The sequence below is a fragment of the Algoriphagus sp. PAP.12 genome, assembly GCF_026652115.1.
GTDB lineage: Bacteria > Bacteroidota > Bacteroidia > Cytophagales > Cyclobacteriaceae > Algoriphagus.
In genome coordinates, this window is sequence record NZ_JAPPSQ010000024.1 from 1 (window position 1) to 21,415 (window position 21,415).

23 protein-coding genes are annotated in these 21,415 nt (G+C 39.0%); 11 read left to right on the forward strand and 12 right to left on the reverse strand.

What is annotated here, in order from left to right; all coding sequences use genetic code 11:
• Window positions 1–35: 35 nt before the first annotated feature.
• On the forward strand, window positions 36–1,211 hold the full coding sequence (locus O0V13_RS19445; protein WP_268036671.1) for an MFS transporter: 1,176 nt from the start codon (window positions 36–38) through the stop codon (window positions 1,209–1,211).
• A 36-nt stretch (window positions 1,212–1,247) separates the two neighbouring features.
• Here O0V13_RS19445 and O0V13_RS19450 read toward each other — a convergent pair whose 3' ends face one another.
• The 5 genes from O0V13_RS19450 to O0V13_RS19470 form a co-directional block, all read right to left on the reverse strand.
• Window positions 1,248–2,594 carry a M24 family metallopeptidase gene (locus tag O0V13_RS19450; RefSeq protein ID WP_268036673.1) on the reverse strand — a complete coding sequence of 449 codons (1,347 nt, stop codon included), beginning with the start codon at window positions 2,592–2,594 and terminating at the stop codon, window positions 1,248–1,250.
• A gap of 71 nt (window positions 2,595–2,665) precedes the next feature.
• Complete coding sequence (locus O0V13_RS19455; protein ID WP_268036675.1) at window positions 2,666–4,009, reverse strand: MATE family efflux transporter; 1,344 nt, start codon at window positions 4,007–4,009, stop codon at window positions 2,666–2,668.
• A 2-nt stretch (window positions 4,010–4,011) separates the two neighbouring features.
• Window positions 4,012–4,554, reverse strand: a complete 543-nt coding sequence (locus O0V13_RS19460; RefSeq protein ID WP_268036677.1) for an NUDIX domain-containing protein — start codon at window positions 4,552–4,554, stop codon at window positions 4,012–4,014.
• Window positions 4,555–4,610: 56 nt separating this feature from the next.
• A complete protein-coding gene (locus O0V13_RS19465; protein ID WP_091650251.1) occupies window positions 4,611–5,093 on the reverse strand; it encodes an Lrp/AsnC family transcriptional regulator in 483 nt (160 codons plus the stop codon).
• A 210-nt stretch (window positions 5,094–5,303) separates the two neighbouring features.
• Complete coding sequence (locus O0V13_RS19470) at window positions 5,304–6,461, reverse strand: tol-pal system protein YbgF (RefSeq protein WP_442780937.1); 1,158 nt, start codon at window positions 6,459–6,461, stop codon at window positions 5,304–5,306.
• A 116-nt stretch (window positions 6,462–6,577) separates the two neighbouring features.
• Here O0V13_RS19470 and O0V13_RS19475 point away from each other — a divergent pair, with 116 nt between their 5' ends.
• On the forward strand, window positions 6,578–7,228 hold the full coding sequence (locus tag O0V13_RS19475) for a sulfate ABC transporter permease (RefSeq protein WP_268036678.1): 651 nt from the start codon (window positions 6,578–6,580) through the stop codon (window positions 7,226–7,228).
• Between the two features lie 60 nt (window positions 7,229–7,288).
• On the opposite strand, the gene O0V13_RS19480 is transcribed toward O0V13_RS19475, so the two are convergent.
• The 4 genes from O0V13_RS19480 to O0V13_RS19495 form a co-directional block, all read right to left on the reverse strand.
• Window positions 7,289–7,624, reverse strand: coding sequence for a rhodanese-like domain-containing protein (locus O0V13_RS19480; RefSeq protein ID WP_268036679.1), 336 nt, complete (start codon window positions 7,622–7,624; stop codon window positions 7,289–7,291).
• An 83-nt stretch (window positions 7,625–7,707) separates the two neighbouring features.
• Window positions 7,708–7,947: a hypothetical protein gene (locus O0V13_RS19485; protein ID WP_268036681.1), complete on the reverse strand. Its 240-nt coding sequence runs from the start codon at window positions 7,945–7,947 to the stop codon at window positions 7,708–7,710.
• Window positions 7,926–8,804, reverse strand: coding sequence for a sterol desaturase family protein (locus O0V13_RS19490; RefSeq protein ID WP_268036682.1), 879 nt, complete (start codon window positions 8,802–8,804; stop codon window positions 7,926–7,928). Before O0V13_RS19490 ends, O0V13_RS19485 begins: the two co-directional genes overlap by 22 nt.
• On the reverse strand, window positions 8,804–9,610 hold the full coding sequence (locus O0V13_RS19495) for a sulfite exporter TauE/SafE family protein (protein WP_268036683.1): 807 nt from the start codon (window positions 9,608–9,610) through the stop codon (window positions 8,804–8,806). The genes O0V13_RS19490 and O0V13_RS19495 overlap by 1 nt, the downstream gene beginning before the upstream one ends.
• Window positions 9,611–9,815: 205 nt before the next feature.
• Here O0V13_RS19495 and O0V13_RS19500 point away from each other — a divergent pair, with 205 nt between their 5' ends.
• On the forward strand, window positions 9,816–10,619 hold the full coding sequence (locus tag O0V13_RS19500) for a universal stress protein (protein WP_268036684.1): 804 nt from the start codon (window positions 9,816–9,818) through the stop codon (window positions 10,617–10,619).
• A 37-nt stretch (window positions 10,620–10,656) separates the two neighbouring features.
• Here the strand turns inward: O0V13_RS19500 and O0V13_RS19505 are convergent, their stop codons facing one another.
• On the reverse strand, window positions 10,657–11,313 hold the full coding sequence (locus O0V13_RS19505; protein ID WP_268036685.1) for a Crp/Fnr family transcriptional regulator: 657 nt from the start codon (window positions 11,311–11,313) through the stop codon (window positions 10,657–10,659).
• Between the two features lie 207 nt (window positions 11,314–11,520).
• On the opposite strand from O0V13_RS19505, the gene O0V13_RS19510 reads away from it, so the two are divergent.
• From O0V13_RS19510 to O0V13_RS19540, 7 genes are all read left to right on the forward strand, one after another.
• On the forward strand, window positions 11,521–12,783 hold the full coding sequence (locus O0V13_RS19510) for an NAD(P)/FAD-dependent oxidoreductase (RefSeq protein ID WP_268036686.1): 1,263 nt from the start codon (window positions 11,521–11,523) through the stop codon (window positions 12,781–12,783).
• A 107-nt stretch (window positions 12,784–12,890) separates the two neighbouring features.
• Complete coding sequence (locus tag O0V13_RS19515; protein ID WP_268036687.1) at window positions 12,891–13,529, forward strand: hypothetical protein; 639 nt, start codon at window positions 12,891–12,893, stop codon at window positions 13,527–13,529.
• 104 nt (window positions 13,530–13,633) lie between these two features.
• The gene (locus O0V13_RS19520) at window positions 13,634–13,855 is read left to right on the forward strand and encodes a FeoA family protein (RefSeq protein ID WP_268036688.1); all 222 of its coding nucleotides are present in this window, start codon (window positions 13,634–13,636) and stop codon (window positions 13,853–13,855) included.
• A gap of 4 nt (window positions 13,856–13,859) precedes the next feature.
• The gene (gene feoB / locus O0V13_RS19525) at window positions 13,860–15,995 is read left to right on the forward strand and encodes a ferrous iron transport protein B (protein WP_268036689.1); all 2,136 of its coding nucleotides are present in this window, start codon (window positions 13,860–13,862) and stop codon (window positions 15,993–15,995) included.
• Window positions 15,996–15,997: 2 nt separating this feature from the next.
• Window positions 15,998–16,114, forward strand: a complete 117-nt coding sequence (locus O0V13_RS19530; protein WP_268036690.1) for a FeoB-associated Cys-rich membrane protein — start codon at window positions 15,998–16,000, stop codon at window positions 16,112–16,114.
• A 49-nt stretch (window positions 16,115–16,163) separates the two neighbouring features.
• Entirely contained in the window at window positions 16,164–17,639 is a 1,476-nt protein-coding gene (locus O0V13_RS19535; protein ID WP_268036691.1) for a lipopolysaccharide biosynthesis protein, read from the forward strand.
• A gap of 417 nt (window positions 17,640–18,056) precedes the next feature.
• The gene (locus tag O0V13_RS19540) at window positions 18,057–18,977 is read left to right on the forward strand and encodes a universal stress protein (protein WP_268036692.1); all 921 of its coding nucleotides are present in this window, start codon (window positions 18,057–18,059) and stop codon (window positions 18,975–18,977) included.
• On the opposite strand, the gene ypfJ is transcribed toward O0V13_RS19540, so the two are convergent.
• On the reverse strand, window positions 18,974–19,864 hold the full coding sequence (gene ypfJ, locus O0V13_RS19545) for a KPN_02809 family neutral zinc metallopeptidase (protein ID WP_268036693.1): 891 nt from the start codon (window positions 19,862–19,864) through the stop codon (window positions 18,974–18,976). The two genes, O0V13_RS19540 and ypfJ, sit on opposite strands and share 4 nt — an antisense overlap.
• A gap of 137 nt (window positions 19,865–20,001) precedes the next feature.
• Between ypfJ and O0V13_RS19550 the strand changes: the two genes are divergently transcribed.
• Window positions 20,002–20,787 carry a 3-keto-disaccharide hydrolase gene (locus O0V13_RS19550; RefSeq protein WP_442780936.1) on the forward strand — a complete coding sequence of 262 codons (786 nt, stop codon included), beginning with the start codon at window positions 20,002–20,004 and terminating at the stop codon, window positions 20,785–20,787.
• Window positions 20,788–21,001: 214 nt separating this feature from the next.
• On the opposite strand, the gene O0V13_RS19555 is transcribed toward O0V13_RS19550, so the two are convergent.
• Window positions 21,002–21,403 carry an energy transducer TonB gene (locus O0V13_RS19555; protein WP_268036694.1) on the reverse strand — a complete coding sequence of 134 codons (402 nt, stop codon included), beginning with the start codon at window positions 21,401–21,403 and terminating at the stop codon, window positions 21,002–21,004.
• Between the last annotated feature and the right edge of the window lie 12 nt (window positions 21,404–21,415).

Genomic DNA, 21,415 nt, shown 5'->3' on the forward strand with positions numbered 1-21,415 from the left:
AATTCGGCCTTTTTTCTTTCACTATACCCAAATTTATGAGAATACTCCCCTCTTTTTTCAGTCTCAATTTCTTCCTTTTGTGCCTGAGCTCATTCTTGTTTTTCTCATCATTCAATATGATCATTCCAGAACTCCCAGCTTACCTGACTTCGCTGGGAGGTGAAGAATACAAAGGATTGATTATTTCCCTTTTTACCCTGTCTGCAGGACTTTCAAGACCATTTAGCGGAAAGTTGGCTGATAAAATCGGAAGGATTCCAGTAATGATAGTGGGAACTTCCATTTGCTTCATTGTGGGCCTACTCTATCCTATTCTCAACTTTGTCAGTGGTTTTCTATTTCTTCGATTTATCCATGGATTTTCCACAGGCTTCAAACCGACTGGAACTTCTGCCTATGTGGCTGATATTGTACCTTTCCAAAAACGAGGAGAAGCCATGGGTATCCAATCTCTTTTTGGTTCACTCGGAATGGCCGCTGGACCCGCTATTGGAGGTTGGATAGCGACCCATTGGGAGTTGAATGTGCTTTTCTACACTTCAGCATTTACCTCCATCTTTTCAATTTTGATCTTGATTCGTCTCAAAGAAACACTACCAAACAAGGAGAAATTTTCATTGAATTTGTTTCGCTTAAAAAAGGATGAAATCATCGAAAAAAGAGTATTGGTCCCCTCAACTATCCTCTTTTTGGCTGTTTTCTCTTTTGGGGTGGTATTGACCATCATCCCTGATTTATCCGAACATTTAGGAATAGAAAACAAAGGGCTATTCTTCGCTGTATTCACCCTATCCTCCTTAGGTATCCGATTATTGGCAGGCAAGGCCTCTGACAAGTATGGAAGGGTTCCAGTAATGAGAGTAGCGATTTTCTGTTTGATTTTGGCTATGGTGACAATAGCCTCTGCTCAATCCAAAGCAACATTATTGGCTGCAGGAGTTTTATTCGGATCAGCGGTAGGAATGTACAGTCCTACTACATCTGCCTGGGTGGTAGACCTTTCCTTGAATGAATTTAGAGGAAGAGCTTTGGCAACGATGTATATTTTTCTGGAGGCTGGAATTGGATTTGGAGCTTTGGTTTCAGGCTGGATTTATGGAAATAATCCCGACAATTTCAGATGGGTTTTTCTTACCTCAGCAGGGATGGCTTCTTTGGCCTTTTTCTATCTGATTTTTATCAATAAAGGAAAGTACCAGATAAGTCATTAAAAAAGGGTCTGAAAATTCAGACCCTTTTTTAAGAATTTAATTCCCCAAATACTCGCTTGTTCGAGGAATGGCAACTAATTTCTTTTGGCGTCCATTGTAGTAAGTCACTTTTTCTCCATCGAAATAAGCACCTTCCTCTAACATGATTCTGACATCTTTGTTCCATTCTTTGACATGGACAACAGCATTCAATTCAATAGCATAGCCAGTGCTAGCATGAAGAGGAAAATCTCCCGCACCCGGAGTATCTCCCTGATTATCCCACATTCCAATAGTTGGACCAGCAGAGTGACCATAAAAACCCAATGGGTGGGTATAAATACTTCCATTGATGCCTTCAGATTGCATTTGGATTCTGGAAGCTTTTAGGATCTCATTTCCTGTTTTTCCCGCAACATAATTGGATGTCAAAATATCCTGCAGCCTATTTCCCACTTCAAATGCCTTTTGAAGATATGCTGGAACCTCGGTCTCACCAGGTTTCAATACATAAGCCATTTCTTGGGTATCTGTATTCAATCTCAAATAGGTGATTCCAAAATCAATATGTAGCAAATCACCAGGCATAATGGTTGCATCCGATGGACGAGAAGCAAAAGATCGCTTGGAAGCCTCTGAATCAGCATCTGCTCTTTGAATATCTACAGAGGGATGAAACCAAGTATCCAATTTCAGCTCCTTGATCTTTTCTCTATACCACCATACCACATCATCGGTGGTCGTGACTCCAGGAGTGATAACAGCAGAAGATAGACCTTCCTGTACAATTTGATGAGCGATTTCCTGAATATGACGATAGGTAGCCATTTCTGAAGGGGTCCGGGTCTCAATCCATCTTACAGCCAAAGTCTGAGCTGAAACCACATTTTTCTGAAGATTTTCTGGCAAATAATCCATGAAAACTCCATATTCATTATGCGTTAATCCGTCTGCATGACCATAATCTTTGGCAAAGTTCAATCCGATCTTTTTCGGGATTTTAGAAGCAATCAGTTTCATTAAAGCATCCCACTGATCTGGCTGTTCTTCAGGATTCCAGGCTCTTTTAAATGATTTTCCTACATCATACCTCGCTACTGCGTAGGTTTCTACTGCGGCATTTGGACTGGGTTGATACATAACCAAAATCGTCCTTCTTCTAGCTGCCATCCAGGTTGCAGGCAACATGGTTCGGATAACTGGATCTTCGTTATATTCTCTTGAAATCACCACCCACATATCGATTCCTGTTTCAGTCATCAATTGAGGTAATAAATTATCAATTCTGTCCTCCAGCCAGGTATCAATGACTTTTGCTTGCTCTCGCAAAGGCAAAACAGCCAAGTCCTGCCCATAGGAAATGGAAGAAATCAAGAGAAAAAGAATAGGTAGTAGTTTTTTCATAAGGGAAGAGGGTGGTTTTAAACTTTGAATATAAACTTCCTCTGCCCAACCTCTATCAATTTTGTTTGAAACTAGATTCTTTTTTCTTGAATGGCTTTTTTGCTAAGGATATGAAAGCGATAAAATAAAACCACAGCAGTGATAGTCAGACCTATCAAAAGTCCATACCAAATTCCTCTTTCTGCCATTCCCATCTCAAAAGCAAGGAAATAACCCAATGGCAATCCCAAGACCCAATAAGCAATTAAGGTGATTAAAGTAGGAAATTTGACATCCTCCATACCCCGTAAAACTCCCAAACCAGCTACCTGCACTCCATCGGATAACTGGAACATTCCAGCAATAATCAATAAAGTAGCTGAGGTCGCTATCACCTCAGGATCGTCAATATAAAGAGATGGCAGGAAGTTTCTAAAGCTGACAAAAAGCAATGCAGTAATGGCCATAAATATCAATACCATTGCAAAAACAACCATTCCTGCCTCTCTCATTGCTTTAAAGTTCCCCTTCCCAATTTGATTACTCACCCGGATCATGCCAGCAGTACTCAATCCGGCAGCCATCATATAGCTAATGGATGCCAAATTCAAGGCAATCTGGTGACCCGCCAAAGCATTTACTCCGATCCAACCCATCATAATAGCCGCCGACCCAAATGCACTTACTTCAAAAATGTATTGAAAGCCAGTTGGTATCCCCACTTTCAAAATTCGATTGATCATTGGAAAACTGAATTTCTTCAGACCTAGAGAAAGCTTTAACTTGGTATATTTCTTGGATCCCAGAATATACCATCCCAATAAAATCGGCATCAAAATTCTAGAAATCAAAGTAGCAAGGCCTGCCCCAACCAACCCCATTTCTGGAGCTCCCAAATGTCCAAAAATCAGTACCCAGTTTAGAAAAACATTCACAAGGTTGGATAAAATAGTCACCACCATTGCTTGTTTGGTTTGCGAAAGTCCTTCTGCCAGTTGCTTGAATGTTTGAAAAAACATAAAAGGAAAAAGCGATGCAGTAATGATGAACAGATAAGGAATCGCCAATTCAACCACTTCCTCTGGTTGATTTAGAAAATGTAAACCTTGGGATAGTCCCAAGATAATCATGGTCAAGATCACAGCCGTACCCATATTGATCCAAAACCCATGCTGAAAAAGTCTTCCAATCCTATTTAACTTCCCTTTCCCTTCGGCCATGGAAACCAATGGAGTAATTCCCATTGAAACTCCCATTCCAAACATCAATAGCACAAAAAAGATAGAATTGGCCAAAGAAGCTGCTGCCAAAGGAACAGCCCCTAACCTACCTACCATCATACTATCGGCCACACCCACCATAACTTGTCCCAACTGACTCAGGACAACCGGATAGGCCAATTTGTATGTAATCTGAAAATGATCTTTAATCGTCATCGCTAAAAGCCCAAAATTCGGGCAACTTTTAAAATACCTGCAATACTGATAGAATCGGTAATCTCACCTCGCATTACCATTTCTACCACTTCCGAAAATGGAAGCTTTTTAATCTGAAGCACTTCTGTTTCTTCAAACTCTGTCTCTCCCTGACTTAATTCTTCTGCCAAATACACAAACCCTTCTTCATCAGTTACTGAGTTGGACGTATGAATTCGAAGAACTTCCGTCCATTTATTGGCTGTTAATCCGGTTTCTTCCTTGAGTTCCCTTTGGGCACTTTCCAGCAAATCCAATCCAATTGGTCCTCCTCCCATGGGTATTTCCCAGGAATATTCATCCAAAGCATAACGATACTGCCCTACCAGCCAAGTATTTCCTTCTTCATCGATAGGTACAATTGCCATGGCCTTGTTCTTAAAATGCAGTTTTCCATAAATCCCTTCTTTTCCAGCAGGATTGAGCACTTCATGCTCTTCCAAATGGATCCAGGGGTTTTGATAGATTGATTTTTTACGAAGAGTTTTCCAGGGATTTTCTAACATAACACAAAAAAAAAGGGGTGACATTGCCACCCCTTTCGATTTTAATATAAAATAGTTTATGCCGGGATAGGCAATACTTTAGAATCTTTGAACGTGGACAAAATTACCATGGATTGCATTGAGTCTACCTCTTTAATCTCAGATACTTTTTCCAACATCAACTTTTGGTAAGCAGTGATATCTTTTGCAATGATTTTCAAAATGAAATCACCGGTACCAGTGATGTGATGACACTCAATAACTTCAGGAATACCATTGATTTCTTTCATAAAAGCATCAATATTTCCTTTGTTGTGGCCAATCAAACTTACCAAAACAAAAGTGCTCACACCTAATCCGATTTTTTCAGGATCAAGTTTTGCGTGGTAGCTTTTGATGATTCCAGATTGTTCCAATTTTTTCACACGTTCCAAGGTTGGAGCGGGAGAAAGTCCTATATCTTTAGAGAGTTGAGCGTTTGTGATTTTCGCATTTCCCTGAAGAATTTCGAGTATTCTGCGATCAATTTTATCAAATTTTATTCTTACGCTATTATCCATGATTTCTTGCTTTTACAAAATTTTCTGTGGTGCAAATTTATAATAATTAAGGAAAATTTTAAAACTATTAAAGATATTTTAATAGACTAAAATCAAAATAATCTTTAGAAATGATGGGGGTTTAGCAAAGAATCCTTTCAATTTAGCTTTTCCAATTCCCAAATTTCAAATTATCTCCTGTATTGATTGCTAAAAACGTAAACTTTTCGCTTAAAGTTTATTCTTTTTGATAAAATCTCTTGCAGCCTGATGAGCGGGGTGTTTTCGCTTTGCGTATTTCTTTACTTTCTTAAAATATTCTTTTGCCAGAGCTTTATTATTCTCATCCATAGCGATTTTGCCAAGTTCTACTAAAGAGAAAAGATAATACCCACTTTCTTGGGACTCTGATTCTTCACCGTAAGAAAGCGTTTTCAGATAATACCGCTTGGCTTGCGTTTGATCTCCTATTCGATCATTATACTGAGCCAGGTAAAAAGCCGCATACCTTCCACTGTTGGCTTCATAGCCTTCTTGCTTGGCGTCGATACGGTCCAATATCTCTTTGGACTGCTCCATGGATTCTGTCCACCTGCCTACAGTATATAAGTGACGAGCATAGGACCTATGGAAATAAGGATTGTCTGGAAACTTCCCATGAAGATATTCTGAAATTCGAAGTGCTTCATAGGGCTTCTTTTCCTCTGATGCATACAATCGGAATAAGAAGTACATCGCCTCTATCCTTGTGTAAAAAGCATTTTCGGCCACTTGTTCCAGCTGCTGCAATCCTAACTCCTTATCTCCTTTTGGAAATAGTGCCATGACAGGTTTCAAGAGCGGATAATTTTCCGGTATCCATTCGGAGAAATAATTGAACAAGGCATCTCCCAGCAACAATTCAGGATTAAATTCTTCTTCTCCCCTACTCTTTTCCATGTATTTCAAGGCATTCTTACCTGCCCAGGCTGCCCTGGTCCAGCTTTTTCTTTCTGAAAGCAATCGACCTTGAAATCCATACCCTGCTGCCAGGAAGAAAGCTGCCTCCTTGTTGTCTTCATCCTCATCATACATCTTTTCGGCCTTTTCATTGGCTCGATCGATGTAGGCAAGAAAAATATCGTCGTATTTTTCATTGGTGACATCCACCTCAATCCTCCACCAATAACTCAAAGCCATCAAAAAATCAGGTAGCGGATGATTGGGGTATTGATAACTCAAAACTGCAAAATCATGCTCTGCAGTCTTGAAATCAAAATTATACATGCTGTTGATGGATTTGGTCACGCGGTATTGTAAGCCGCGGTCCAATAGCAGATAGGGAGACGATTTTACAGTCAGACTATCTGCAGGCAAAGATTGAGCATCCAAAGGACGAATACTCATCATCAATAGCATGAAAATATATATCAGGGTCTTTTTATTCATAGTTATACTCCAATTCTATACAAAATTATACCATATCTCTCACTTTCGATTAGATTTGAATAAGATTGATAAGAAACATGCCCAAAGAACTCAGTACAATAGCTCAACGTGTAAAAAGCCTTTTGGATTTCGATAAGAGACTCTATTTTTTCTTAATTCTGATGTTGTTTTGGGTGATTCGCTATTTGACTAACACAGTTATCATCCAAGCAATTCCCGATGGGGAAAATTTAGATGCACGCGGAGATTTGATGATCTTCCACGTATTCAACACGTTGAACTATATCTGGACACCATTTGCGCTTCTTTGGAAGTTTACCGTGATCTCTTTTTTATTTTGGTTGGGAGGATTTTTTCTAGGGTACAAACTTCCCTATAAAGAATTATGGAAATTCGCTTTAGTCGCAGAAGGAGTATTTATTCTCCCTGAATTAATTCGCTTTTTGGTCTTTTTGAACCCAAGTTCTTCTACCACTTTTTTGGAAATCCAAGAGTATCAACCTTTCTCAGTTTTATCCTTACTTGGATTCAATTCGGTAGCTGAGCGCTGGTGGTATCCATTAGGCACCTTGAATATCTTTGAGGTGATCTATGCGGTTCTATGGATTTACGGCTTTCACGCTATCAGCAATAGAAATATGAAAGAGTCTGTGATTGCAGTTTTGGTTTGCTATGTATTCCCATTAATCGTTTGGTTGACTTGGTTTGTGATGGTCTATAGGGACTAGCAATAAAAAACGCGGGCTGAAACAACCCGCGTTTTGTATTTAAACACCTATTCTAATTCATTATACTACTTCGAAAGGCCATCTTCCGATACCTCCCGACATATTTTTCAATTTGGTAAAACCCATACTTGCCATTACTTCGCAAGCCTGTCCACTTCGGTTACCACTTCTACAGTACACTAAGTAGGTTTTGTCTTTGGGTAGATTTTGAATTTGAGTTACAAAATCCCTTGACATGATGTCAATGTTTCTGGCTCCTCTCAATTTTCCACTTGAGAATTCACCAGCGGTTCTAACATCCAACACTACAGTGTTTGGTTGTAACATCAGATCATTAAATTCACCTACAGGAATATCTTCGTAATTTTTTGGTTTTGCTTTTAAGAAATCAAACATGGTCGTTCTGGTTTAAATTAGTATTACAAATTTACCATATCCCACATCCTCAATCAGTACTTCTTGTCACACAAGAAACTTAATTATTTCTTTCCCATTGCCTTCAAAATGATCAATCTAATCAATAAAACCCATGGAAATCCATGAAGTGCCAGATCGAACCAATCCATCATTTGCATCCCATGCGCCCCGCCTGCTACCCATTTGATTTTTCCCCAAATGTGTGGTTCTGGGGTATAGGGCATCAAGCCCAATGTTAAACAGATCAAAATCACAGGACCCCAACTCAAATTAGGTCTGCTTATTTCTTTTTTTTCAGCCATGGATATGTGATTTGTGACCAAAAAGTCTGAGGAAATTCTTCAATATTTTCAAAGCCCAATGGCTCGTCTTTTCCATCATTTGGGATGTAGGCCGTTCCAAAGATATAATCCCATAAACTCAGGGAAATTCCATAATTCACACCATGACTTCCCTCAGGAAGATGCTTGGCATGGTGCCAAGTATGCATGATAGGGTTATTCAATATGTATTTTAAGGGACCGTAAGAAATCTTCACATTGGCATGGTTCAAATGACCAATCAATATGGTTACGATGTGCAATACAAAGAAATCATCCAACCCAAAACCGATCATCGCCAACGGAATATACTGAATGGACTTATAGACGATCGTTTCCATCCAATGGTATCGTAAATGTGCCGCAAAACCCATTTGCTCAACAGAGTGATGGACTTTATGAAACTCCCAAAGCCATGGAACATAATGGAGCAATCTGTGAACATTCCATTGGATAAAGTCCGCGACAAGAAACATCAATAGAAATTGTCCCCAAACCGGCCAGGAATTCACTTCAATGGCCACCAAATTGGTGACACCAAATACCCCGAGAAAGTCATTGAAAGCCTCTACAAACACATTTGAAAGGGAATTATAGAGGACTAATGAAAACAAAAAGAAGTTGAAAAACATATAAAATGCATCCAACCAGAAGTCTTTTCGGAACAACGGACGATCTTTTCTCCAAGGGAAAATGATCTCTAGCAACCAGACCCCGATAGAAAGACCCAAAAGCCAATAAAAATAATTGTGCCATGATGGGTACAGAATCTCTGAAGTCAGATAATTCCAGTACCCATAATAGCCATCTAGAAATATTTTAAAATACTTTTCAAGCATTATGCACCGAATAATTCTTTACCGATGATATAAATACCCATAATCAATACAAACCAACCGAAGCCTTTCTTCAAAGCTTTATCATTGATTTTCTTAGAAAGTGCAGATCCTATGAAAATACCAACTACAGAAAGTCCTGTGAAGATCAACAACATGTTCCAATCAATAGTTTGGTTACTAACATCTCCCAAGAAACCAATTAAAGATTTTGCTGCAATGATCAAAAGGGAAGTACCTACAGCCAATTTCATCGGAAGTCTAGCCAAAATCACCAATGCTGGAATAATTAAGAATCCACCACCGGCACCTACGATCCCTGTGATCAAACCGACAACTGAACCTTCCAAAGCAATCATTGGAATATTGAATTTCACTTCACTTTCTTCGTCACAATCTTTACACTTCTTGCTACGAATCATAGAAAATGATGCCGCTAACATGATAATCGCAAAGAAAACCATGATCCCCATATTCTTGCTGACTATCGTCTCTCCTACTGTAAACAATGGATCAGGAAGCCATGGAACTAGAAATTTTCTAGTCAAGAAAACGGCAATAAAGGAAGGGATTGCAAATACAAGGGCGGTCTTATAATCTACCAAACCTTGTCTCATGTAATTACCCGCCCCAACCAAAGAAGTGGAACCTACAACAAATAGAGAATAAGCCGTAGCCAACACTGGATCTACACCTAAAATGTAAACCAAAACAGGAACGGTCAAAATAGAGCCGCCCCCACCAATAAGTCCTAAACTCACACCAATTATAATTGCTGCTGCATATCCGATAAGGATTAATACATCCATAATTTCAATTTTTTAAGTTTTACCCTACAAAAGTAGCTTGGCGAGCTCCCGGTAAGCAGTAACAATTGTCACATGTAGTTTATTCCTTTAGAAAATTAATCCCAACCCCTTCATTTACTGCCAGATTAAATTAGTGAAGAGATTGATTTTTATCATGGTTTTATGATTTTCTTTCCAATAAATTGAGACCAATAAATGAAAGACCATGAAAATCCTCATCCCAATTGATTTCTCTGACAATTCCATCAAGGCATTAGAATATGCTATTGGACTAGCGGGCCCTAAAAAGTATAGCATCACTTTGGTGCATGTAGTAGAGATGGTTTATGATTTTGCTGCACAAACAGCCGTGGCAATTGATGGTATGCATCAAGATGCAAGAGAGTCTTTGATCAAACTGATTCATAAGTATGATCATACCAATATTGACTTTCATTCCAAAACCTTAGAAGGAACACCTTCTATCCTACTTGCCAAACAAGCTGAAGAGGAAGATGCAGACTTGATCATCATGGGAACTCATGGAGTTTCTGGAATCAAAAAAGTGATGCTTGGATCTACTGCCGTTGAGGTAGTCAAAGAATCTACCAAACCGGTTTTATTGGTTCCAGTAGAAGGAAATATTACTTACACATCCAAAATCACCCTGGCTCTAGAAATAGCAAATCATGAAGAACCTTTTATTGAAAGAGTAATTAAAATTGCTGAATTCTGGGATTTGGATTTAGAAATCCTTCACCTTCAAAACAAATTTGATTTCAAAGAAAAGCTTTCCGTTTTAGGACTACAGGCCTTTCTCAAACAAAAATTCCCAAAACTAATCAGTGAAGTAATTACTATCCCTACTGTGGAAATAGGAAAAGGATTGGATGCCTATTTTGAAGATAATGAAGATGCCATATTGACGATGTGCCACCATCACCAAACTTTCTGGCAGCAGATCACAAGTAAAAGTCGCTCTCTTGAAATGGCTTATCACACAAAAGTGCCTCTCCTGATCATGCTTTAATGTCAGAAGAGGCACTTTTTTGAATTTCTATATTGATTTATTTACTCATCAATTCTTCGAAATCATCGCGAATGTAAATCACATTCCGGCCCAATTCAATCCACTTTTTCTTCTCTAGCTGTTTTAGAAGTCTAGAAATCACTTCGCGGGAGGTCCCCAATTCTGTGGCTATCTCTTGGTGAGTAGTATGCAGTTCATTGGTTTTGTGCTGCTTCATTTTGGTTACGATGTAGCGCATCAACCGTTCGTCCATTCTTTTGAATGCAACTGCATCCAGTGCAATTAGCATTTCTTGAAACCGACTTTGATAGGTGGAAGAAACAAAGTCTTTCCATTGCTTAAACTCATCGGACAATTGCTCGTGAACGGCAATCGGAACACCCAACATCACAGTGGGCTCTTCTACCACAGCTTTTATTTCACTTGGTTTGGAAGCCGAGCAGCAAGTCAATGATAAAGCACAAGTTTCCCCTGCGTCCAGGTAGTACAAAAACAGCTCTTTACCATCTTCATCCATTCTCATTATTTTGATGGAGCCTTCTAAGACTACTGGGACCATTTTGATGAATTTACCTGGTTCCATTAAGACTTTTCCAGGTTCCAAATGCATGATCTGTCCTTTCTCCAAAAGGATTTCCAAGAGTTTAGGATCTGTGAAATTGGGAAGTGCTGATTTGAGTTCTTCTATAGTCATGATTCTTTTAAAAGCTGCAAAAGTATTTTTTGGTTCCTCTGCAATAAGTGATAATTATCACAAGGAAGCAATCAAAAAATGAGCATTGTAAAGCAATATTTTCTATTAATTTTTTAGTGAATACAAATTTAATACTGAGAAGTGACGTAAGTCACAAAATTTTATTTTAATTAATTATACCTTTTGACCAATAAAAAGATCCAAACTATGAACCATTTTGAAATAGTAATTATTGGAGGTGGCACTGCAGGAATAACCGTAGCAGCACAATTGAAGAGAAAAGATAAAAACCTTCAAATCGCGATAATCGAGCCATCAGAAAAGCATTATTACCAACCAGCTTGGACTTTGGTTGGTGCAGGTACTTTTGATTTTAAAGACACCGAAAGAGATGAGGCTGATTACATCCCTCACGGTGTGGAATGGATAAAAGACAAAGCAACGGGAATTGACCCAGCAAAAAATGAGGTAAGTACAGAATCTTCTGGTCCAGTCACTTATGATTATTTAGTGGTGGCACCTGGATTAATCATGGCACCGGAATTACTTCCTGGACTCCAAGAAGCTATGGAAAAAAAGGTGGTATGTAGTAATTATACTGACCCAGAGCATACTTGGGAGGTTTTGAAAAATTTCAAAGGTGGAAATGCCGTTTTCACTCAGCCCACTACTCCTATCAAATGTGGTGGAGCTCCACAAAAAATCATGTACCTCGCCGAGGAGTATTTCAGAAAATCTGGAGTAAGAGATAAAACCAATGTAGTCTTTGCCACACCTGGAACAGTCATATTCGGTGTCCCAGATTTTGCAAAAACCTTGAATAAAATCATTCATGATAGGAATATCATTTTCAAGCCTTTTTATGCTCCCGTAAGAATAGATGCTGAAAATCAAATTATCTATTTCAAATACGCGAAGCCAGGTGAAAGTAATTGTACCATCATAGAAGGAAATGCCATCGGAGAAGAATTAAGTGGGGATACGGAAATCAAGATTCATTTTGACATGCTTCACCTGGCTCCACCTCAAGCAGCGCCAAAATTCATTCAGGACAGTATAGTTTCCATTCAGGAGGGCCCAGGAAAAGGTTGGGTTGATGTGGACATCCATACACTTCAGCATAAGCGTTTTCCAAATATTTTCTCTTTGGGAGATGTCGCACATTTGCCTACGGCAAAAACTGGTGCTGCTATCAGAAAACAAGCTCCAGTAGTAGTTGCTAACCTTCTGAAACTAATCCAAACTCATGAGTCGGGGAAAGAATCTTATTCTGGATATTCTTCTTGTCCATTGGTAACTGGATATGGAAAAATGGTTTTAGCCGAGTTTAAATATGACAATGTAAGAGATAGCGATCCCTTAATTTCAAAATTTGTTGATACTACTAAAGAACAATACAGTATGTGGCTTCTGAAAAAATATGGATTGCCTTTCATGTATTGGAATCTGATGCTCAGAGGAAAAGCATAGCATTTTTTCTTCATAGACAGGGAGCCCAAACCGATTTTTGGTTTGGGCTTTTTTGTAGCAGATCTAATTGCCCTTTCGTTGGGTAAAAAAAAGGCTATTTTTATACCATGCGGTTCAATTCGAAAAAGACACTTCTTACACTCACAATTTTTTCTGGGATGGCCTTGCTTCCCATGTCATGTGATATCACTGATCCTTTCTGTAACAATTCCTGTGGTTGTGACCCAATCAGTCCTGCCAAAGATTTCATTGTAAAGGGCTTTGAAACAGAAAATATCCAAGCCAATGGAAATGAAGCGAATTCTGAAAATTTCTACCCATTTGATCAGGTTTTTAAAACAATTTCTCTGGGTGAAATAGAATATTTAGCAATTCAAGATTCAAAAAAATCCAATAGTTTCCCGGGCATGGCCTTTGCCTGTAGCTTAGTTCCTGCCAAATCAGCTAACCAATTGATAAATATCCAGATTTTCAATATGGAAAATGTCAATTTGGGAGATGGAGATTCTCTTGCTATTGGTCAGGACATCACTCCTCTTTTCGGCATCAATTACATTCATAATCAAGGAACTAGGCCTATTTCAGAATTTTTAGAAGAGGGTTTGACGATTTACTTTGGTGATGTTTACAAGCTGCAGTTTTTAAAAGATCCAACAGAAGAAGTAGAATTGACATTTAGCATTCGAATTCAACTTCAGGGAGGGCAAGAATTTAACCTTCAAAACGAGATTTTGAAGATCAGTTAATAAGGATCATTTCAAAACCTGATAAAAATCTTTTTTATTTTTCTTTAGATTCATTCCAAATAAATTATTTTTGCATTCCGAGTTTAGAAATTACCGGAATTCTTATGACTGCAGACCTAATTCCATTATCAAAAAGTGCGATTATCAAGGACATCGCAAATTCACCTTTGAAAATCAATCTGATGGAACTTGGATTTCTGCCAGGTAAAACGATCACCCTCCAACATATCGCTCCGATGAATGGTCCTTTGGCTTTTCGTTTGGATGAAACGATTCTTGCTCTTCGAAAGACTGAAGCAGCTCTTTTGGATGTACAAATCCTCTGATTACATGTCTGAACCAACTCAAACTCCCCTCGTTAAACCATTGAAGATCGCCATTATTGGAAATCCCAATGTGGGGAAGTCAACCATATTCAACCAATTAACTGGTCTTAATCAGAAGATTGGAAATTATCCTGGGGTAACAGTCGATAAAAAAACTGGGGTAATGAACTATCAGAGCAGCACTTATGAAATAATTGATTTGCCTGGTACTTACTCACTTTACCCCAATTCCGAGGATGAGATTATCGCCCACCGGGTATTGAACCAATTAAGTGAAGTTGAGCGCCCTGATTATGTATTGATGGTAGTCGATTCCCTTCAAGTATCCAGAGGTCTTTTTCTGGCTTCTCAGTTAATTGACTTAGGTTTGAACCTGGCTTTGGTGTTGAACATGGCTGATATGGCCGAAAAACAAAGATTAGAGATCAAAGGCTATGAGCTTTTCAAATCTTTGGGAGTTCCGATTTTGAGTACTGATGCAAGAGGAGCAAAAGGCATCGAACAAATTCGTGAATTGATTCATCAAAAGAACTTTTCAAAATCAAGTGAATTCCTTCCTGTTAGTGAATATTTAGACCCACAAATCTTAACAGATGTCAAAGAAAAATTCGAGGTTAAAAACGACTATCAAGCATACCAGATTCTTCGATTTGGATTGAAAGACAAAGGTCTTTCTCAGGATAAAAGAGATTGGATCGCCAATAAATTAAATTCAATCCAAGTGGATCTTCCTGCCGCACAGTTGGAGGAGACTAAATTAAGGTATAGAAAAATCACAGGGATCATTGAAAAAGCCCTGAATAAGAAAGAAATCAAGGAAAGAAGATCTTCCGCGATCGATAAAATCATCCTACACCCTGTTTTCGGATATTTGATTTTTGCTACAATCCTACTAGTGATGTTCCAAGCTATATTTGCTTGGGCTTCCGTTCCTATGGATTTGATTGACGGATTCTTTGGTGATTTGGGTGCTTGGGTAAGCACAAATCTCCCTGATGGCCCATTGACAAGCTTATTGGCAGATGGAATTATTCCTGGCATTGGCGGAGTTGTCATCTTTATTCCACAAATCGCCATGTTATTCGGATTCTTAGCCATTTTGGAGGACACTGGATACATGTCACGTGTAGTTTTCCTAATGGATCGCTGGATGAGACCATTTGGTCTTCATGGTAAAAGTATCGTTCCTCTTGTTTCCGGTGTGGCTTGTGCTATCCCCGGAGTCATGGCGGCAAGAAATATTGGTAACTGGAAAGAAAAAATCATAACCATCATGGTTACTCCATTGATGAGTTGTTCTGCCAGACTTCCAGTTTATATCATTTTGATAGGATTGGTAGTTCCAAATGAAACAGTACTTGGCTTTGTCAATATGCAAGCCTTAGCCTTATTGTCCCTTTATTTATTGGGAGTCGTTGGTGTTTTGGTAACAGCTTTTGGATTGAAAAACATTCTAAAAACTGCCGAAAAGAGCTTTTTGATGGTCGAGTTGCCAAGTTATAGAACTCCAAGATGGAAAGACGTGGGTATCACCATGTACAGCAAATCCAAAACATTCGTAACTGAAGCTGGTAAAGTTATCTTGGCTATTTCTGTCATCCTTTGGGTATTGGGTTCTTACGGTCCTCCTTCCAAAATGGATGAAATCAGAGCTGCAAGTGAATTGAGATTGGCGAACGCTGGTACTGAAGAAGAAATCGAAACCATTGAAGCGGAAACCTCTTCTCTTCTATTGGAAAACTCCTTCATTGGAATCATGGGAAGAGCAATTGAGCCGGCTATCAGACCATTGGGATATGATTGGAAAATTGGAATCGCATTGATCACCTCATTTGCAGCTAGAGAAGTTTTCGTATCAACTATCGCAACTATCTACAGTATTGGAGGAGATCCGGAAGATGACTCTACCATTCGTGAAAAATTAAATTCACAGATCAATCCAATAACTGGAGATAAGGTATTTAATAAGGCAACTGCCTTCTCTTTAATGGTATTCTATGCCTTTGCTATGCAATGTATGAGTACATTGGCCGTAGTTTACAGGGAAACTAAAGGATGGAAATGGCCGTTAATTCAAACAGTATACATGACCGTCTTGGCATATGTATCTGCATTGATTACCTATCAAATATTCTCTTGATTATGTGGCAAGAAATTATCGTCGGAATTATCGTATTGGGAGCATTAGCCTATTTGGGGAGAAGATTCTTCTTCCCTGCTAAATCCCAACCTGGGTGTGACAAGTGTGCCAAACCTTGATTGTAAAATCAAGCCATTGATTTTCCTGATTTTTTGATAATTTCAACGCATGGGCAAAGTTGCCAGCCAAAGTATTCAGACCACCATTTTTTCCTACATCGGAGTAGTTATCGGCTATTTCAATGTGCTCTGGCTTTATCCCTATGCCTTAGAGGCAGCACAATTAGGTACTTTCCGAACCATTCAGGACCTAGGGTTACTGTTTGTTCCTTTTGCACAATTAGGTTTAGGACATGGCATCACTAGGTATTTTCCCAAGCTAAAAAATGGCCAATCCGCATTTCTAAGCTTCAGTTTGCTCTTGGCATTTATTGGTTTTCTGATCGTCAGTTCACTATTTTATATTTTCCGTGAACAGGTCGTCGGGCTATTTTCCAAAAATTCACCAGAGGTTATCAACTACCTTTGGATAGTACTGATGATCACGTTCTTGGCATTGGCAAATTCCATTTTGGATGCCTATAGCCGCTCCTACCTGAAAGTGGCAATTCCTGCTTTTTTTAGGGAGGTTTTACTTCGTCTATTGACAGGACTATGGATTTTATCTTTCCTGGGTGGCTGGATCAATTTTGATCAGTTGATGGCTGGATTGATCCTCGTATATGGAATCCCCCTTGTTGGGATGCTTGTCTACCTGATTTGGTTAAAAGTTCTCCGTTTAGATTTCAATTGGACTTCATTTCCAGAAGGCTTTCGCTCTTCATTTTTGAAATTCAGTCTAATCACATTTTTGGCAACAGCTGCTTCTACTTTGATTTTAAAGATCGACAGCATCATGGTAAGCTCTATGGTCAGTTTGGAAGCCAATGCCATTTATACGATCGCCTTTAGCATGGCTTTGGTCATTGAAATGCCAAGAAGAGCAATTTCTCAAGTGGTCATGCCGGTGATTGCAGATCATTTTTCAAAAAATGAAATATCAGAAATCAACACCCTTTACAAACAAGTATCTCGAAGACAACTATATATCTGTCTCTTACTTTTCATTGGCATTTGGGTAAATATTGACTCTATCTACCATTTCATTCCAAATCGTGAAATATATGAAAGTGGGAAGTGGGTAGTTCTTTTCATCGGGGTTGGCAAACTCTTCGATGTTGCATTTTCAATCAACGGGGAAATCCTGGTTTTCTCAAATTATTATCGATTCAATCTGATCGCCACCGTCATCATGAGCGGGATGATTATTTTATTCAACTATCTTCTGATACCTATTTACGGAATCGAAGGGGCAGCCATCGCATCTGCTTTGGTGATGTTGCTCTTCAATTTGGTGAAATTCTTTTACTTGAAAATCAACTTAAAACTCAACCCTTTTGATCTACACAGCTTAAAAATTTTAGGAGCCGGCTTACTTGTTTTAGCATTGGCTAATTTCCTACCAGTCATGGAAAATCCATTGATCAATATGGGAATTAGATCAATTTTAATTGTAGTATTATATTGGATGATCGCTTGGTTAGGATTCTCTGGAGAAGAAGAACTGGAATGGATCAGGCAAAAAATTAAAAAGCCCGGATCTTAGAGTGTTACAAACCTCCTTATAGACAAGATTTGAGCTGCCTGAAAACCGCAAACTTCCACTGTTATCCTGCCAAATGGCGAGGCCCCGATAGCTATCGGGGTGAGGCCTGTTTTTGGAAAGGGCTTCACTCGGTATTTTGTTAAATTGTGAAGTTTGAACATGTCAGCGACCCGGACTCCTGCAAATATACGATTTAATCATGGAGGGGTTAAGGATACTTAGAGAAATTCAAATAAATTGTCTAAGCCATCTCATTCGAGAAATTAAAAATAGAATTTTATTTGGGTAATTATTCTAATAATTCAACACCTTAATTTATTTCACATAAAAATTAAACCAATTCAAAATTTTATACCGAACTAGAACTTTATTTATCCTTTTTAACTTTAACTTTGCAACTTCAAATCCAGGAAGACTATGTACTTGATTAAAAAACTGATTGTTTGTCTTGATCAGACCACTTTGGATAAAACTTTGATCCAATACGCCTCTTTTATTGCCAGAGTCAACCAAACGAAGAAAGTTTACTTTGTTAACGTAATCAAGAACTTATCAGTACCCAAAGAAGTCTTGGAGGAGTTTCCAAATTTGGTCGAAAACATGATCAATGAAAGACAGGAAGCTATGGAAACTGTCGTTAAAGAGAACTTTGGAAACACGAAAAACATCTCATTAAACTATATTGTCAAGGAGGGTTCGCTTTCAAAAAAGGTCCTCAAATTAGCAGAAGAAAAATCTGCTGACATGATCATAATCGGTAGAAAAGTTGATTTACCTGGAACCGGGGTAGCTTCCCTCCGATTAGCGCGAAGAGCTTCCTGCTCTTTGATGATTGTTCCTGAGAACTCAGTTGCCAAGTTGAGCAAAATCTTGGTTCCGTCGGACTTTTCAGAATACTCCAAAGATGCTTTGGAAGAAGCAATCATGATTGCCAATAAACATGGCAATGTGGAGATCGTTTGTCAAAACGTATTCACCGTACCGTCAGGCTATCATTTCACAGGCAAAAGCTATGAGGAGTTTACTCAGATCATGCAGATGCATGCTGAGATCAATTACAAAAAGTTCATCCGAAAAATAGATACCAAAGGAGTCAAAATCACTCCTATCTATACCAAAGACGAGGATGATGATCCAGTACAAGAAATTGTATCCAAGGCTATGGAGATTGAAGCTGACGGAATCATCATTGGTGCCAAAGGCCGTACAGCGGCAACAGCTCTTTTTATTGGAAGTATGGCAGAAAGATTAATCCAATACAATGACAGCATGCCTCTTTTGGTCACCAGACCAAAAGGAAAGAATGCGGGAATTCTGGATTATATTCTTGAAATCTAAAGTGTTTCAGCACTAAAGGTATCTCCCTGTCTTAAATCTCCAGTATCAAACCCTTTCTTAAACCACCTCATTCGCTGGGCGGAAGTTCCGTGCGTAAATGAGTCAGGTACCACGCGTCCAGTAGCTTGTTTTTGAAGACGGTCATCACCAATGGCGTTGGCAGCATTGAGTGCTTCTTCCAAATCTCCTCTTTCCATCATTCCACTGGTTTTCTGGCTATGATGGGCCCAAACACCCGCTAAAAAGTCAGCCTGCAGTTCCAATTTGACAGAATACTGATTGTATTCCTTTTCACTGACTTGACCTCGGAGATTGTGGACTTCATCAGTGATTCCCATGATTTTTTGAATATGGTGTCCCACCTCATGTGCAATGACATAGGCTTGGGCAAAATCTCCAGGAGCATTGAGTCTTCTTTCCATTTCCTCAAAAAAGCTCAGGTCAATATACAATTTCTCATCACCTGGGCAGTAAAAAGGACCTGTTGCTGCACTGGCATTTCCGCATGCAGAAGAAACAGAACCTGTAAAAAGCACCAAAATTGGCTCTCTGTAATTTTCAATCAGTTGATTCCACACCAATTCTGTATCCCCTAATATAGTGGCACTAAATTCTGCCAAACGATCTTCTTCGGCTGTAGGAGTATAATTGGTTTCTGTTGTAAATCCCTGACTTCCACCCCCCAAAAATCCACCTATAAAATTCAATGGATTCGTTCCTGTCACAACAGAGAAGACAATCACAATCCCTACGATGATTAAACCAGTCTTGGAAAACAATATTTTCAACAAAGGACCAATCAGCAAGGGATTAAATCCTCCACCTCCTCCACTTTGTCCCCTTCTATCTTCTACATTTTGACTTTTTCTACGGCCTTCCCATTTCATAATAATCAGTATTTGTGTAAAAATTCCAGCCTTTCAGGGCATTCTGTGGAAAATTAATTTTTCGCTCTCCTAAAAATAACCAAATTGACAAAAAAGTATTGAATACATACTAAATCTTTCTTTAAACCCTTAAACCTATGAACCAAAATTTTTCCTGGATGAATTTCAAATCAATCTTAGCTACCCTTTTACTAATTGGGAGTTATTCCTTATCAAATGCACAAGTGGGAGTTGGAACAGCTCCAATTGAAGGAGCTGAACTGATGCTCGATGGCAGCAAAAAGATGCTATTGGAAAAGTGGGAATATTGGAAAGGTCCTCGGTTCAAAGCTGAAGACCCTATCAAATGGGCCGAAGTAAAGGATCCTGTTTCAGGTGGGAAAGCAATCAGCTCCAATGATCCAGCAGCAGCAGGAGGTTTGTATGGAGCGGCTGACATCGTCACCAAGAAAAAATTAAAAGACTTCAGAGCTCATGTAGAGTTTCTGATCGAAAATGAAGGTGGGAACAGCGGGGTCTACCTTCAAAATCGTTATGAAATCCAAGTGCTTGACGGAGACTATGGTCTACATGGAATGGCTGCTGTGATCAATGAACATCTTCCAAAAGTTGAAGCTTACAACGGAATAGGCAAATGGAATTCTTACGATATCGTATTCAAGGCAGCACGATTTGAAAATGGAAAATTGACAGAACAGCCCAAAGTCACCATCTATTTCAATGGCAAAAAAATTCATGAAGATGTAAGTATCCAGCAAGTTTGGGGAGGCCCCAATTCAGGACTTGACGGTGGAAATGATGGTGGAAAAGGAATAACTGATAGACCGGGAGGATTGAAACTTCAAGCGGAAGGGCATGATGTACTCTATCGAAATGTCTGGATCAAGGATTTGAATTTGGATGGTAAGTCGACGGATTTTTAAGGATTGAAAGAGGTTGTCTCATAATTGAATGTTGTCACATTGAGCGAAGTCGAAATGTTACTTACCTTGCTTCATAAGGCCTTCGATATACCCGTCTTTCGTCGCTCCAGTGCTCAGGCTGACAAATTTTAGACTTTTGAGACAGCCTTTTTTTTTAACAAAAAAAACTCCACTAAAAAATGGAGTCTTTCAAAAAATTGAATCATCTACAATATCAACTAAGCTTAAATTGGATTGGAAGCCTCATTTCGGTTCTTACTTTTTTCCCATCCTTCACTCCAGGAGACCAATTTTTTGTTTCTGAAATGACTCTCACAGCTTCCTGATCACATCCTGCTCCAATTCCTCTGAGAATCTCTACATTGGAAACCGAACCATCAAGTTCTACAACAAACTTCACCGCTACAGTTCCTTCAATTCCTTTTTCTTTGGCCGCTTCAGGGTATTTTAGATTAGTGGACAAATAAGTAATCAGTCCGTCCATCCCACCTTTGAATTGAGGAATTTCATCCAATTCCTGAACCTCATTGGCTTTGATAGTTTCTTGACCTAATGAGATTTGACATAGGCCCATGGTTAAGAATAGGACCAAAGAAAGTACGCTTAATTTTTTCATGTTATTTTATGG